Below are 12,773 nucleotides of genomic sequence, written 5' to 3'. Positions count from 1 at the left end.
GTTATTGGACGTCTTGCTGAACATAGTCGCCGGCCTTCACAAAGCGGAGGGGGTTTTGGGGGCGCCCGTTGACCCACACTTCATAGTGCAGGTGCGGGCCGGTGGAGCGGCCCGTGGAGCCCATCCCGCCGATCCTCTGACCGAGCGAGACGTGCTGACCCACGGAAACCGAAATCGCGGCCAGGTGGGCGTAGCGGGTCTTGAAGCCGCGCCCGTGGTCGATCTCGACGGTGTTGCCATAGCCGGTGCGCTGGCCGGTGAACGACACCACGCCGGGAGCGGTGGCGGCGACCGGGGTCATCAGGGCGCCGGCGAAATCCTGGCCGGAATGGAAGGCCGGGTGGCCGGTGAACGGATCCTCGCGCACGCCGAAGCCGCTGGATTCCGAGGTGTTGGTGGTGGGCCGCGCCAGCGGCAGGTCCTGCGCCGACTGCGACAGGCCGCGCACGTCCGAGAGGTCGGAGGCGACGTGCTGGATGCGCTCGGCGAAGCCGGCGTCCACGTCCAGCACCGCGCCCAGGGCGCGCGGGTCCTTGGCCTCGATCAGCGGCCCGCCGAGGGCGTCGCCGCGGCCGGCGTAGACCGCCGGGTCCAGCCCCGCCAGGCGGAAGGCCAGCCGCAGCCGATCGGCGCGGTTCTTGGCGAAGGTCTCGGTGGCCTCGATCAGCCGCTCCTGGTCGGCGCGCACCGCCTGGATGCGCTGCATCGGCGTGCCCTTGCCGTCCGTCGTGGCGGCCACCAGGGCCGGCTCCAGCGCCTGCACGGCGCCCGGCTGGCCCTTGGCCTGGGTCAGTAGCAGGGCCAGCGCCTGGTTGCGCTTCTCCATGGTGGTGGCCAGATCGTCGAACGAGGTGGACGAGGTGTTCAGCTGGGCCATGGCGCTGTTCAGCCGCGCCTGGCGGTCGGCGATCCAACGCTCGTACTTGGCCTGGGTCAGCGCCACCTCGCGCTCGCTGTGCGACTGGGTCAGGGCGCCGGCGATCAGGGCGGCGGTGGAGACGCCCATCCACAGGGCGCAGCCGGCGACGATCCCGGCCAGGGTCAGCTGCTTGCCGGTGGACAGAACGTAGCTGTGCATCTCGCCGCCGGAGCGGACATAGAGGTGACGTTCTGGAAAGAGGTCCGTAAGCGAACGGGCGAGGCGCGTGAAGCGTCTGAGGCTCATTGCGTCGGGGTACCCAAACTATTTCTGAAGACGTCGCGATATGCGCCCATCCGAATCGAAAGCGCAAGCGGCCATCGGCGACCGTCGGTCGATGGGTTACAAAAGCCCTAATTCAACCACATGTTGGGCGGCGCGAAGTCGCAGTTTCGCAAGGTGTTGCGCAAGCACAGCGCAAGTCGACGACCGTCTGTAAGCGGTGCTTCACGGGGCGAATATTGCGACGCGGGAGGCCGACTTTATGGCGCCTTGGCCGGACGGATCGCGTGCGCCGGCGCCAGCCTTGCTCGCCTCAGGCGATTTCCTGCGCCGCCTGCAACACCGCCGCGACGTGGCCGGGCACCTTCACCTTGCGCCAGATTCGCCGGATCACCCCCTGGCCGTCGATCAGGAAGGTGGAGCGGTCGATGCCCATGTACTTGCGGCCGTAGAGGCTCTTCTCCACCCAGGCGCCGTAGCGCTCCACCACGTCGCCCTCGGCGTCGGAGCCCAGCAGGGGCTTGAGGTCGTACTTGGCGCGGAATTTCGCATGCTTGGCGGCCGTATCCTTGGACACCCCGACCACCACCGCGTTCGCCTTGGCGAAGTCGTCCGCCGCGGCGGTGAAGCCCAGGGCCTCGTTGGTGCAGCCTGTGGTGTCGTCCTTCGGGTAGAAATACAGCACCACCGTCTTGCCCTTCAGCCCGGCCAGGGACACCCGGCCCTCGTCGGCGGGCATGTCGAAGTCGGGGGCGGCGTCGCCGGCGGCGAGGGTCATGGGGCAGGCTCCGAAGGTGCGCGGACCGAGAGCTGAAAGCCCAATCGTAGCCGGCGCCGGCCGTCAAGCTTCCAGCCCTCGCCCCGCTTGCGGGGAGAGGGTTGGGTGAGGGGGTGTTTCCGCGTGACGGGCCTTTCGGAGAGGGAGAGCCGGCGGCGCCAGCCCCTCACCCAACCCTCTCCCCATCGTTGATGTGGAGAGGGCTAGGCGCGCCCACTAGACCGGGCGGACCAGCACGATCTTCTTCTTGCCGGCGGCGAGCTTGATCACCCCCTGCGGGTTGAGGTCGGCCGGGGTGAGCAGGCGCTGGGCGTCCTTCTCCACCTGGTCGTTGACCCGCAGGCCGCCGCCCTGGGCCAGGCGCCGGGCTTCCCCGCGCGAGCTGGCCAGGCCGGCGTCGGCCGCGACGTTGGCGATCGGCACGCCGACCTCAAGCTCGGTCCCGGAGATCTCCACCGTGGGCAGGTCGCCGGTGACGCGGCCCTCCTCGAACGCCGCCTTGGCCGCCGCCGCCGCCGTTTCCGCGGCCTCGCGGCCGTGCAGCAGGGTGGTGGCCTCGTTGGCCAGGATCTTCTTGGCCTCGTTGATCTCCGCGCCTTGCAGCGCGGCCAGCCTGGCGACCTCGTCCAGCGGCAGCTCGGTGAACAGCTTCAGGAACTTGCCGACGTCGGCGTCCTCGGTGTTGCGCCACATCTGCCAGTAGTCGTACGGGCTCAGCCGGTCGGCGTTCAGCCACACGGCCCCGCCGACGGTCTTGCCCATCTTCTCGCCCGACGCGGTGGTCAGCAGCGGCGTGGTCAGGCCAAATGCCTGCTTGCCCTCGACCCGGCGCACCAGCTCGACCCCGTTGATGATGTTGCCCCACTGGTCGGAGCCGCCCATCTGCAGGGTGCAGCCGTAGCGGCGGTTCAGCTCCAGGAAGTCGGTGGCCTGCATCAGCATGTAGTTGAACTCGAGGAAGCTCAGCGGCTGCTCGCGTTCGAGCCGCAGCTTGACGCTGTCGAAGGTCAGCATGCGGTTGATGGTGAAGTGCACGCCGTAGTCGCGCAGGAACTCCACGTAGCCCAGCTTTTCCAGCCAGTCGGCGTTGTTCACGCGCACGGCGTCCTTCGGTCCAGATCCGAAGGTCAGGAACTTGTCGAAGGTCTTCTGGATGCCCGCCAGGTTCGCATTGATCACCGCCTCGGTCAGCAGCGGTCGCTGCTGGTCCTTGTCGGTGGGATCGCCGACCTTGGTGGTGCCCCCGCCCATCAGCGCGATCGGCCGGTGGCCGGTCTTCTGGAACCAGCGCAGCATCATGATCGAGATCAGGTGGCCGATGTGCAGCGAATCCGCCGTGCAGTCGTAGCCGACGTAGGCCGTCACCACGCCGGACGCGGCGGCGGCGTCCAGCGCCTCCAGGTCGGTGCACTGGTGCACGTAGCCGCGCTCCAGCAGAACCTTCAGGAACTCGGACTTGGGTCTGAACGTGGAAAGATCGGCTTCGGCTGGCATGCAGGTCTCCTCGAAGGGCTGGCTTTCGGCCGGAGACCGTCTCTTGGCAAGAGCCCGACGCCGACCATCTGGCGGCTGGGCGTGACTGACCGGCCGCTCGCTAGATTTGCGAGCGGTAATAGCGGCGGCGAAGGCGGGCGCTGGCGGTCATGGGCGGCTGGATACCGGCTCGGGGGTGTGGCAGTCAAGGTCGGGGCCGACGGGGGCGCGATGATGGGCAGGGCGCTGGCGACGATCTGGCTGGGCCTGTGCAGCCTGTTTACCGGCGCGGCCCTGGTGTTCGACTGGATGGTGGCCAGCCGTGACGGGGTGCTGGACATGGACTGGCCGGTGCTCGGCTTCGGCCTGAGCGTCCTGGCGCTGCCGACGGCGCTGGCCTGGTGGATGCGGCGACGGGGATGGCTGCTTGCGGCGATGGCCCTGGCCGCGGCGCCCGTCGGGGTGGTCGTCTATCTGCTGGCCACCTTCCACATGAGGATGTTCTGAGCGGTGGCGACGGCGTAGGGAAATTCGATGCGTATCCTGGGCTTCATGACCGGCACCTCCCTCGACGCGGTCGACATGGCGGTGCTGGAGACCGACGGCGAGGAGATCCTCGGCTTCGGGCCGGCCGGCGAGAAGAAGCTGGACCCCGGCTGCCGCGCCCTGGTGGAGGCGGCGATCACGGCCGCCTTCCAGTGGCCGCAGGGCGCGCCCGAGCCAGAGGCTTTCGCCGTGGCCGCCCGCGCCATCGCCGACGAGCACATCGCCGCCGCAGAGGCCTTCATGGCCGAGCATCGCCTGCTGCCCGAGGACCTCGACTTCATCGGCCTTCACGGCCAGACGGTGCTGCACGAGCCGCCGATCCCCGGCCGGCCCGTGGGCCGCACGGTGCAGCTGATCGACGCCCAGCGGGTGGCCAGCGCGCTTGGCCTGCCGGTGGTCTACGACTTTCGCACCGACGACGTGGCCGCGGGCGGGCAGGGGGCGCCGCTGGCGCCGATCTACCACGCGGCCCTGGTGCGCTTCTCCGGATTTCACCAGCCGGCCGCGGTGCTGAACCTGGGCGGCGTGGGCAATGTGACCCTGGTGAAGTCCGACGGGACTCTGGAGGCCTTCGACACCGGCCCGGCCAACGGCATGATCGACCTCCTGATGCAGGCGCGCACGGGACATCGCTACGATCACGACGGCGCCGCCGCCCGGGCGGGAACCGTCGACCAGGCGGTGCTGGAGGCCTATCTGGCCCACCCCTATTTCAGCCGCACGGGCCCGAAGTCGCTGGACCGCTTCGACTTCTCGCTGGAGCCGGTGGCGCATCTCAGCCTCGAGGACGCCGCCGCCACCCTGACCGCCTTCGCCGCGGAGGCCGTGGCCCGCGGCGTGCGCACCGCCTCGCAGGCCCCGCTGCGGTTGGTGGTCAGCGGCGGCGGCCGCTCGAACCCCGTGCTGATGCAGGCGATCCAGCAGCGCCTGGTGCTGCCGGTGATCCCGGCCGAGGACGCGCACTGGCGCGGCGACTCCATCGAGGCCGAGGCCTTCGCCTACCTCGCCGCCCGCACGGTGATGGACCTGCCGATCAGCTTCCCCGGCACCACCGGCGTTCCGGCGCCGATGAGCGGGGGCAGGGTGGTGCGACCCTAGAGCCTTTCCTGTGCGGGGCGCCTCTAGCCAAGTCGCCGTCGCAGCTCGGCCACTCCCGCGTGGGTCAGCTGGTCGGCGGCGAAGTCGAAGAACTGGGCCTGGGACGACAGCTTGGCCACCACCAGGCCGGCGTCGCGGTCGACGAACAGGTTCTGGCCGTGGACGCCCATGGCGAAGATCATCCCGGGCGGCCCATCGTTCACGTACCAGCCGCTGCGATAGCGGGTGACGCGGCCCTCGAAGGCGGGCGCCCACTGGCCGGTGCGCCAGGCCTCGCGGTCGCCCCCCTGGCGCATGTCCTCCAGCCAGGCCGCGGGCAGGATCTGCCGGCCGTCGCGGACGCCGTCCTCCAACACCAGCAGGCCCAGCCGCGCCATGTCCCGCGCCGTGCCGCAGCCGGTGCAGCGGGGCGCGCCGGCCTCGTCCAGGGTGATGAAGGCGGTGTCGGCCGCGCCCATCGGCCGCCAGATCAGCGCTTCGACCAGGGCGGCGAAAGTCTTGCCGCTGGCTCGCTCCATCGCGATGCCAAGCAGGTCGGTGTTGCCCGAGAGGTAGGTGAACGGGCTGGGCGGGGCGGCGGGCGGGCCCTCGAGGCCGGCGAAGAAGGCCGCCAGGTCGGCGCGGGCGCCCCGCGGCTCCCAGCCGCTGGCCTCGGCGTAGGCCGCCAGCCGCGCCTCGTCGTAGGGTACGGCCGAACGCATGTCGGTCAGCCAGCGCAGCGAGACGCCCGCGTAAGGACCGTTCGCCACCTCGGGGACATAGGTCTCCACCGGCGCCGCCACATCCACGGTTCCGGCCTCGGCCAGCAGGCCCAGGATCAGGCCGGTGACCGACTTGGTGGCCGACATGAAGATGTGCGGCTGGTGGGGGCCACAGGGTTCGGCATAGGCCTCGAACACCAGCCGGCCGTCCTTCAGCACCACGATGGCGTCGGTGGCGGTGGCGGTGAGCCAGCCGGCCAGGTCCAGGGCCTGGCCATCCATGGCCTGCACGCTGAAGCCGGCCAGGTCGGCCGGCGCCTCGGGAAGCGGGCGCGGCTCGGCGGCCGGGGCGACGGGCGCGCAAGCCAGCACCTGCGGCGTGTGGCTGAAGCTCCAGCGGCTGAAGGGCGCCTCGCGCCAGTGGCTCCGATCGGCGCGCGGAATGTCGCCGGGACGGTCGATACGGATCATCTGAGGGTTCCTTTGGGGGATTTCAGGCCAGGGTCCAGGAGGCGGCCGCGGCCCGGGCGAAGTCTTCGAACGCGATCGGGGGCCGGCCCGTCAGCGCCTGCACCTCACCGGTGGTCCGGTCTTCCGCGCCCGCGGCGATGGCCAGATCCATCATCGCCAGGCCCTGGGCCGCCGCCGGCGTCAGGCCGTGGTCGAGGTGGCGGGCGGCAAGCTGGTCCGCGCCGATCCGGTGATGCGTCACCGGCCGGCCCGACACGCGGCTGACGATCATTGCGGCCTCGTCATAGCTGATCGCCCTGGGGCCGGTGAGGATGGCGTCCCGGTTCGGCGGTTCCGGGACCGTCAGACAGGCTGCGGCGCAGGCGGCGATATCGTCGGCGCTGACGAAGCCGACCCTGCCGTCGCCGGCGGCGGTGTAGATCGCCCCCTCGGCGCGGATAGGGCCGAGCAGCTGCCCCTCGCTGAAGTTCTGCATGAACCAGCTGGGCCGCAGCACCGCCCACTCCGGCGCATGCTCGGCCAGCCAGGCGTGAATCTGCCCGTGACCGGGCCCGCCCAGCGGCAGGAGCGAGGCGCTGAGCAGCACCAGCCGACGGCAGCCGGCGGCGATGGCGCGGTCGCTGAAGGCGATCACCGCGGCGATCGTCTCCGGTGCCGCCTGAGGCGCCAGCAGATAGGCCGCGCCGACGCCGCTGAGCGCCGGCTCCCAGGTCGCCGGCGTGTTCCAGTCGAAGCGTACGGTGTCGGGCCCCTCGGCCGTGCGGCTGGCCAGCCGCGGCCGGGCGCCGCGCGCGGCCAGGGCCAGGGCCAGGCGACGCCCGGTCTTGCCCGTGCCCCCGGTGACCAGGATGGGGCCGCTCACGCGGCCGCGTCCGCGGCCGGGAAGCCGAAGTGCGCGGTCCAGGCTTCGCGCCCGCCGAAGGCGTCGATGGACACCAGCGGGTTCCAGTACTCGCGGTAGCGCTTGAGCAGGCCGTCCTCGGTCTCGAACACCAGCACATAGCTCTGATCGTAGGGCGCCCCGCCCTCCGCCGCATGGCCGCGGATGCTGAGCTCCGCCACCGCCACCCGCGGATCCTGCGCCGGGATCAGCCGGGCGCTCGCCACGGCCTCGATCACCATCTTGCCGGAGGCGGCCCGCATGTAGCGCAAGATCGCCTCGCGGCCGCGGTACAGCCGCTGGCGCCCGGCGGGGGCGAACGGGAAGTCCAGTTCGCCGTCCTCGGCCCACAGTCCGATCCACTCATCCCATCGGCCCTGGCTCAGCAGGGCCTGGTACTGGGCGACCACGTGCAGCGTGGCCTGGCGGATGTGGTCGTCGTCGCTCATGGCCGGCTCCTTCGGCAGGAATGGGACAGGGGTCCGGCCTTCGGGATCGCTCGCCAGCGTGCTAGCGTCCGTCGGGCACTGGAACTTTACAACACTGTGAAGTAAAGTGGTCGATGTCAAGCGGCCGTGTTGCGGCCGGGCGAAAGGGCGTGAGGGGATGGCGGCGAAGGACGAGGCATTGGGCCGGACGCCGGTGGCCGGCGAGGCGCCGGCCTTGGGCCAGGGGGCCGGCAAGTGGGGCCGCACGGCGGCCTCGCAGGCGCGCCGGCGCGAGATCCTGGCGGCGGCCAAGCACGTGTTCTTCCGCCAGGGCTATCACCTGGCCAGCCTGGATCAGGTGGCGCAGGCGGCGGGCGTCACCCGGCGCACGGTGTACGACCACTTCGGCTCCAAGGAGGCGCTGTTCGCCGAGGTGATCGCCTTCGCCAGCGGCCAGTTCATCGACACCCTGCCCAGCGCGGGCAGCCTGCAGAGGCCGCCGGCCGCGGGTCTGGCCGCCTTCGTCCAGCGCCTGCGCGCGGCGGTGGCCGAGCCCGGCAGCGCGCGGTTCCAGCGCATCGTCATCGCCGAGGCCGAGCGCCACCCGGAATTCGGCGCCGCCCTCTACCGGGCGACGGTGCTGGCGACGGAAAAGGTGCTGGCCGACTACCTGAACGCCTGCATCGCCGACGGCCTGATGACCGCGGTCGACGTGGCGGCCGAGGCGCGGCTGGTGGTCAGCCTGACCACCAACACCGTGCGGCTGAGGGCGCTGCTGGGCCAGGAGCCGGCGCCGCCGGAGCCGGCCGAACAGGCGGCGCTGGACGCGGCGATCGCGCGGATCACCGGAGCGGCAGGGCGCTAGCGCCTCGCCGGATCAGATCGGATTGGCTTCCAGGCGCTTGTCGAGGTAGGCGCCGACGCGGGTCTCGACTTCCTTCAGCTGGTCGTTCCAGAAGTGGTTGGCGCCCTCGACCAGGTCGTAGTCGATGACGATGCCCTTCTGGGTGCGCAGCTTGGAGACCACGCGTTCGACCTCGACCGGCGGCACCACGGTGTCGTTGGCGCCGTGCAGGATCAGGCCTGAGGCCGGGCAGGGGGCCAGGAACGAGAAGTCGTAGGCGTTGGTGGGCGGCGAGACGCTGATGAAGCCGTCGGTCTCGGGGCGGCGCATCAGCAGCTGCATGCCGATCCAGGCGCCGAAGCTGTAGCCGGCCACCCAGCACTGCGAGGCCGCCGGATGCGAGGACTGCAGCCAGTCGAGCGCGGTGGCGGCGTCCGCCAGCTCGCCGATGCCGGAATCGAACTCGCCCTGGCTGCGGCCGACGCCGCGGAAGTTGAAGCGCAGCACGTTGAAGCCGCGCTTCATGAACAGGTGAAACAGCTGCACGGCCACCGGATTGTCCATGTGCCCGCCCGCCCGTGGGTGCGGATGCAGGATCAGCGCGATGGGAGCGGTCTCCTCCTTGCGCTGGGAATAGCGGGCTTCGATGCGTCCGGCGGCGCCGGTGAGCACGATCTCGGGCATTCAGACACCTGGTCTCGGCGAAGCGGTCCCGGAATACTTGACCGCCGCGCTTGGTTTTCCTACATGCCCCGCAAGGGCCCTGAACGGCCCAGGGGTCTCGCGGGGCGGCGGCTTGTAGCAAGAAGCCGCCCGAAAAAGCGAGAAAATTGCGACGGATCGAGAGCATGCAGCTCAGCACCCGCGGACGCTACGCGGTCATGGCGATGACGGACCTGGCGCAGCGTGACTGCGCCCGCGCCGTCACCGTGGCCGACATCGCCGAACGCCAGCAGATCTCGCACCCCTACCTGGAGCAGATCTTCGCCCGCCTGCGCCGCTCCGGCCTGGTGCGCAGCGTGCGCGGACCCGGCGGCGGCTACCAGCTGTGCCGGGAGGCCGGCGCGATCAGCGTGGCGGAGGTGATCGCCGCGGTGGACGAGCCGCTGAAGGCCACCCGCTGCGGCGGCGGCGAGACCGGCTGCATGCACGGCGGCGCCCGCTGCCTGACGCACGACCTGTGGGAGCAGACCGGCCGGGCGATCCACGACTATCTGGCCTCCGTCTCCCTGGCCGACGTGCTCGCCGGGCGGCTGCGTCCGGGCGAGACCGGTCCCGAGCCGGCGAGGGCCGCCTGATGGCCGGCGTCTATTTGGACTGGAACGCCACCGCCAAGGTGCGCCCCGAGGCGATCGCGGCGGTCACCCAAGCGATGATCGCCGGCGGCAATCCTTCGTCGATCCACGCGACCGGCCGCGCCGCCCGCGCCACGGTCGAGGCCGCGCGCGAAGCCGTGGCCGCCCTGGTCGGGGTCAAGCCGGGCTCGATCACCTTCCTCAGCGGCGGCACCGAGGCCAGCAACCTGGCGATCGAGAGCGCCGTGCTGGCCGGCTATGAGCGGATCATCGTCGGCGCGACCGAGCACGAGGCGGTGGTCGAGAGCGCCCGGGCCAGCGGCCTGCCGGTGGAGACCTGGCCGGTGGACGGCGAGGGCGTCGCCGACCTGGCCTGGCTGGAGACGGCGCTGCGGGCGCCGGGCCGGCCGCTGGTATGCCTGATGCTGGCCAACAACGAGACCGGGGTGATCCAGCCCGTCGCCGCCGCCGCCGCCCTGGTGCGCGCCGCCGAGGGCTGGCTGCACGTCGACGCCGTGCAGGCGGCCGGCAAGATTCCCGTGGATTTCAACGCCCTGGGCGCGGACACGATGGCGCTTTCGGCGCACAAGCTGGGCGGGCCGCAGGGCGTCGGCGCCCTGGCCGCCGGCGAGCGCGCCAAGATCACGCGCCGCATGCAGGGCGGGGGCCAGGAGCGTGGCCGCCGCTCCGGCACCGAGAACGTTCCCGGCATCGCCGGCTTCGGCGCGGCCGCCCAGGCTGCACAGGCGGGGCTGGAAGCGCTGGCCGCCCAGGCCGCCTGGCGCGACGCCGCCGCCGAGCGGGTGGCCGGGGCCGCCGTGCAGATCGGCGCGGGCGCGCCGCGCCTGCCGCAGACGCTGTGCCTGGCCGCGCCGGGCTTCGAATCCGGCCTGCAGGTGATGAACCTGGACCTGGCCGGGGTGATGATCAGCGCCGGCGCAGCCTGCTCGTCGGGCAAGGTCAAGGCCAGCCACGTGGTGGAGTCCATGGGCCACCCGGACCTGGCGCCGTGCGTGATCCGCGTCAGCGGCGGCTGGGACACCACGCAAGAGGATTGGCGGCGCTTCGGCGACGCCTGGATTGAAGCCCACGCGCGCCACGCCGCGCGCCGGCGAGAGGTAGCGTAAGATGGCCGCCGTCAAGGAAACCGTTCAGAGCGTCGCCGAGCTGGAGCGCTACAAGCACGGCTTCGTCACCGAGATCGAACAGGAGATGGCGCCCAAGGGCCTCTCCGAAGAGACGGTGCGCTACATCTCCGCGCAGAAGAACGAGCCCGATTGGATGCTGCAGTGGCGGCTGGAAGCGTTTCAGCGCTGGCTGGCGCTGGAGCAGCCGCACTGGGCCCGGGTCGACTTTCCCGAGATCGACTACCAGGACGCCTACTATTACGCCGCGCCGAAGACCAAGGAGGGCCCCAAGAGCCTGGACGAGGTCGATCCGGAGCTGCTGGCCACCTATGCCAAGCTCGGCATCCCGCTGAAGGAACAGGCGGTGCTGGCCGGGGTCGAGGGCGCGCCGCGCTATGCGGTCGATGCGGTGTTCGACAGCGTCTCGGTGGTCACCACCTTCAAGAAGGAGCTGGCCGAGGCCGGGGTGATCTTCTGCTCGATGAGCGAGGCGATCCGTGAGCACGGCGACCTGGTGCGCCAGTACCTGGGCACGGTGGTGCCGGTCAGCGACAACTTCTTCGCCTGCCTGAACAGCGCGGTGTTCTCGGACGGCAGCTTCGTCTACGTGCCGCCGGGCGTGCGCTGCCCGATGGAGCTCAGCACCTATTTCCGCATCAACGCGGCCGAGAGCGGCCAGTTCGAGCGCACCCTGATCATCGCCGACAAGGGCGCCTACGTCTCGTACCTGGAAGGCTGCACCGCGCCGATGCGCGACGAGAACCAGATGCACGCGGCGGTGGTCGAGCTGGTGGTGCTGGACGACGCCGAGATCAAGTATTCCACGGTGCAGAACTGGTACCCCGGCGACGCCGAGGGGCGCGGCGGCATCTACAACTTCGTCACCAAGCGCGCCGACTGCCGCGGCGACCGCGCCAAGGTCAGCTGGACCCAGGTGGAGACCGGCTCGGCGATCACCTGGAAGTATCCGTCCTGCGTGCTGCGCGGGGAGGGGTCTTCCGGCGAGTTCTATTCGATCGCCATCACCAACAACCGCCAGCAGGCCGACACCGGCACCAAGATGATCCATCTGGGCGCCAACACCCGCTCGCGGATCATCTCCAAAGGCATCTCGGCCGGCCACTCGTCGAACACCTACCGCGGCCTGGTCTCGGCGCACCCGAAGGCCAAGGGCGCGCGCAACTTCACCCAGTGCGACAGTCTGCTGATCGGCAAGGACTGCGGCGCCCACACCACCCCGTACATCGAGGCGCGCAACGCCTCGGCCAAGTTCGAGCACGAAGCCACCACCACGCGCCTGTCCGAGGACCAGCTGTTCTACGCCATGCAGCGCGGGCTCTCCCAGGAGGAGGCGGTGCAGCTGCTGGTCAACGGCTTCGTCAAGGACGTGCTCCAGGAGCTGCCCATGGAGTTCGCCGTCGAAGCCCAGAAGCTGGTGGCGATCTCGCTGGAGGGGAGTGTCGGATGACCCTGCAGTTCATCGATCACGCCCAGGTGGCGATCCCCCGCGGCGCGGAGAACCGGGCGCGGGAGTTCTACGAGGGCCTGCTGGGCCTGCCCGAGCAGCCCAAGCCTCCGGAACTGGCCAAGCGCGGCGGGTGCTGGTTCGAAAGCGAGGCGGTCAAGCTGCACTGCGGCGTGGAGGAGCCCTTCCACCCCGCGCGCAAGGCGCACATCGCCTTCCAGGTGGACGACGTCCAGGGTCTGGCCGATCGGGCCCGCGCCGGCGGCTACGAGGTGATCGACGACGACCTGCTCGAGGGTTTCGAGCGCATCTACATCTATGACCCGTTCGGGAACCGCCTCGAGTTCCTGCAACCCGTGGAGGCGGCATGACCCGCCCGCTCCCACTGTCATCCCGGAAAGCGCGAAGCGCTTATCCGGGACCGCCGGAAGCGCTGCCGCCGATCATGGCGGCCGGCGCCGGCGCCCTGGCGATCCTGGATCGTCGCTGCGCGCCGTCCGGGATGACAGTCGTTTTTTGAAATGAG

14 protein-coding genes are annotated in these 12,773 nt (G+C 70.7%); 7 read left to right on the top strand and 7 right to left on the bottom strand.

Translation table 11 applies throughout. The annotated features are described in order from the left end of the window. Position 1: 1 nt before the first annotated feature. The 3 genes from ACO2Q3_RS10365 to tyrS all read right to left on the bottom strand — a co-directional run bounded on the left by ACO2Q3_RS10365 (position 2) and on the right by tyrS (position 3,413). Complete coding sequence (locus tag ACO2Q3_RS10365; RefSeq protein WP_423306490.1) at positions 2-1,165, bottom strand: peptidoglycan DD-metalloendopeptidase family protein; 1,164 nt, start codon at positions 1,163-1,165, stop codon at positions 2-4. A 289-nt stretch (positions 1,166-1,454) separates the two neighbouring features. Then, positions 1,455-1,919, bottom strand: coding sequence for a peroxiredoxin (locus ACO2Q3_RS10360; protein WP_423306489.1), 465 nt, complete (start codon positions 1,917-1,919; stop codon positions 1,455-1,457). Between the two features lie 216 nt (positions 1,920-2,135). Beyond that, positions 2,136-3,413: a tyrosine--tRNA ligase gene (gene tyrS / locus ACO2Q3_RS10355; protein WP_423306488.1), complete on the bottom strand. Its 1,278-nt coding sequence runs from the start codon at positions 3,411-3,413 to the stop codon at positions 2,136-2,138. A gap of 177 nt (positions 3,414-3,590) precedes the next feature. Between tyrS and ACO2Q3_RS10350 the strand changes: the two genes are divergently transcribed. Together ACO2Q3_RS10350 and ACO2Q3_RS10345 are read left to right on the top strand one after the other, a co-directional pair. After that, complete coding sequence (locus ACO2Q3_RS10350; RefSeq protein WP_423306487.1) at positions 3,591-3,899, top strand: hypothetical protein; 309 nt, start codon at positions 3,591-3,593, stop codon at positions 3,897-3,899. Between the two features lie 27 nt (positions 3,900-3,926). Further along, on the top strand, positions 3,927-5,036 hold the full coding sequence (locus ACO2Q3_RS10345) for an anhydro-N-acetylmuramic acid kinase (protein ID WP_423306486.1): 1,110 nt from the start codon (positions 3,927-3,929) through the stop codon (positions 5,034-5,036). A gap of 23 nt (positions 5,037-5,059) precedes the next feature. Here the strand turns inward: ACO2Q3_RS10345 and ACO2Q3_RS10340 are convergent, their stop codons facing one another. From ACO2Q3_RS10340 to ACO2Q3_RS10330, 3 genes are read right to left on the bottom strand one after another with little or no spacing between them, the layout of a single operon-like run. Continuing rightward, positions 5,060-6,208 carry a serine hydrolase domain-containing protein gene (locus tag ACO2Q3_RS10340; protein WP_423306485.1) on the bottom strand — a complete coding sequence of 383 codons (1,149 nt, stop codon included), beginning with the start codon at positions 6,206-6,208 and terminating at the stop codon, positions 5,060-5,062. Positions 6,209-6,230: 22 nt separating this feature from the next. Continuing rightward, a complete protein-coding gene (locus tag ACO2Q3_RS10335; protein WP_423306484.1) occupies positions 6,231-7,070 on the bottom strand; it encodes an ergot alkaloid biosynthesis protein in 840 nt (279 codons plus the stop codon). Then, positions 7,067-7,537, bottom strand: a complete 471-nt coding sequence (locus ACO2Q3_RS10330; protein ID WP_423306483.1) for a nuclear transport factor 2 family protein — start codon at positions 7,535-7,537, stop codon at positions 7,067-7,069. The genes ACO2Q3_RS10335 and ACO2Q3_RS10330 overlap by 4 nt, the downstream gene beginning before the upstream one ends. 157 nt (positions 7,538-7,694) lie before the next feature. On the opposite strand from ACO2Q3_RS10330, the gene ACO2Q3_RS10325 reads away from it, so the two are divergent. After that, the gene (locus ACO2Q3_RS10325) at positions 7,695-8,381 is read left to right on the top strand and encodes a TetR/AcrR family transcriptional regulator (RefSeq protein ID WP_423306482.1); all 687 of its coding nucleotides are present in this window, start codon (positions 7,695-7,697) and stop codon (positions 8,379-8,381) included. Between the two features lie 12 nt (positions 8,382-8,393). Here ACO2Q3_RS10325 and ACO2Q3_RS10320 read toward each other — a convergent pair whose 3' ends face one another. Further along, a complete protein-coding gene (locus ACO2Q3_RS10320) occupies positions 8,394-9,044 on the bottom strand; it encodes an alpha/beta hydrolase (protein WP_423306481.1) in 651 nt (216 codons plus the stop codon). A 164-nt stretch (positions 9,045-9,208) separates the two neighbouring features. On the opposite strand from ACO2Q3_RS10320, the gene ACO2Q3_RS10315 reads away from it, so the two are divergent. The 4 genes from ACO2Q3_RS10315 to ACO2Q3_RS10300 are packed head-to-tail and all read left to right on the top strand — an operon-like array spanning position 9,209 to position 12,618. Continuing rightward, complete coding sequence (locus ACO2Q3_RS10315) at positions 9,209-9,658, top strand: Rrf2 family transcriptional regulator (RefSeq protein WP_423306480.1); 450 nt, start codon at positions 9,209-9,211, stop codon at positions 9,656-9,658. Then, positions 9,658-10,782, top strand: a complete 1,125-nt coding sequence (locus ACO2Q3_RS10310) for a cysteine desulfurase family protein (protein ID WP_423306479.1) — start codon at positions 9,658-9,660, stop codon at positions 10,780-10,782. The genes ACO2Q3_RS10315 and ACO2Q3_RS10310 overlap by 1 nt, the downstream gene beginning before the upstream one ends. A gap of 1 nt (position 10,783) precedes the next feature. Further along, a complete protein-coding gene (gene sufB / locus ACO2Q3_RS10305) occupies positions 10,784-12,250 on the top strand; it encodes a Fe-S cluster assembly protein SufB (RefSeq protein WP_423306478.1) in 1,467 nt (488 codons plus the stop codon). Further along, positions 12,247-12,618: a VOC family protein gene (locus ACO2Q3_RS10300; RefSeq protein ID WP_423306477.1), complete on the top strand. Its 372-nt coding sequence runs from the start codon at positions 12,247-12,249 to the stop codon at positions 12,616-12,618. Before sufB ends, ACO2Q3_RS10300 begins: the two co-directional genes overlap by 4 nt. The last annotated feature ends 155 nt before the right edge of the window (positions 12,619-12,773 follow it).

The organism is Caulobacter sp. KR2-114, assembly GCF_049446115.1.
In the GTDB taxonomy this organism is placed as follows: domain Bacteria; phylum Pseudomonadota; class Alphaproteobacteria; order Caulobacterales; family Caulobacteraceae; genus Acaudatibacter.
Note: the sequence above shows the minus strand (reverse complement) of the source record. Positions and strands in the feature narration are given on the sequence as shown.

What these genes read in the sequence shown, in the direction of transcription:
- ACO2Q3_RS10365 (WP_423306490.1), bottom strand. Translation starts at nt 1,165, where the DNA reads ATGAGCCTCAGACGCTTCACGCGCCTCGCCCGTTCGCTTACGGACCTC.
- ACO2Q3_RS10360 (WP_423306489.1), bottom strand. Translation starts at nt 1,919, where the DNA reads ATGACCCTCGCCGCCGGCGACGCCGCCCCCGACTTCGACATGCCCGCC.
- tyrS (WP_423306488.1), bottom strand. Translation starts at nt 3,413, where the DNA reads ATGCCAGCCGAAGCCGATCTTTCCACGTTCAGACCCAAGTCCGAGTTC.
- ACO2Q3_RS10345 (WP_423306486.1), top strand. Translation starts at nt 3,927, where the DNA reads ATGCGTATCCTGGGCTTCATGACCGGCACCTCCCTCGACGCGGTCGAC.
- ACO2Q3_RS10340 (WP_423306485.1), bottom strand. Translation starts at nt 6,208, where the DNA reads ATGATCCGTATCGACCGTCCCGGCGACATTCCGCGCGCCGATCGGAGC.
- ACO2Q3_RS10330 (WP_423306483.1), bottom strand. Translation starts at nt 7,537, where the DNA reads ATGAGCGACGACGACCACATCCGCCAGGCCACGCTGCACGTGGTCGCC.
- ACO2Q3_RS10325 (WP_423306482.1), top strand. Translation starts at nt 7,695, where the DNA reads ATGGCGGCGAAGGACGAGGCATTGGGCCGGACGCCGGTGGCCGGCGAG.
- ACO2Q3_RS10320 (WP_423306481.1), bottom strand. Translation starts at nt 9,044, where the DNA reads ATGCCCGAGATCGTGCTCACCGGCGCCGCCGGACGCATCGAAGCCCGC.
- ACO2Q3_RS10315 (WP_423306480.1), top strand. Translation starts at nt 9,209, where the DNA reads ATGCAGCTCAGCACCCGCGGACGCTACGCGGTCATGGCGATGACGGAC.
- ACO2Q3_RS10310 (WP_423306479.1), top strand. Translation starts at nt 9,658, where the DNA reads ATGGCCGGCGTCTATTTGGACTGGAACGCCACCGCCAAGGTGCGCCCC.
- sufB (WP_423306478.1), top strand. Translation starts at nt 10,784, where the DNA reads ATGGCCGCCGTCAAGGAAACCGTTCAGAGCGTCGCCGAGCTGGAGCGC.
- ACO2Q3_RS10300 (WP_423306477.1), top strand. Translation starts at nt 12,247, where the DNA reads ATGACCCTGCAGTTCATCGATCACGCCCAGGTGGCGATCCCCCGCGGC.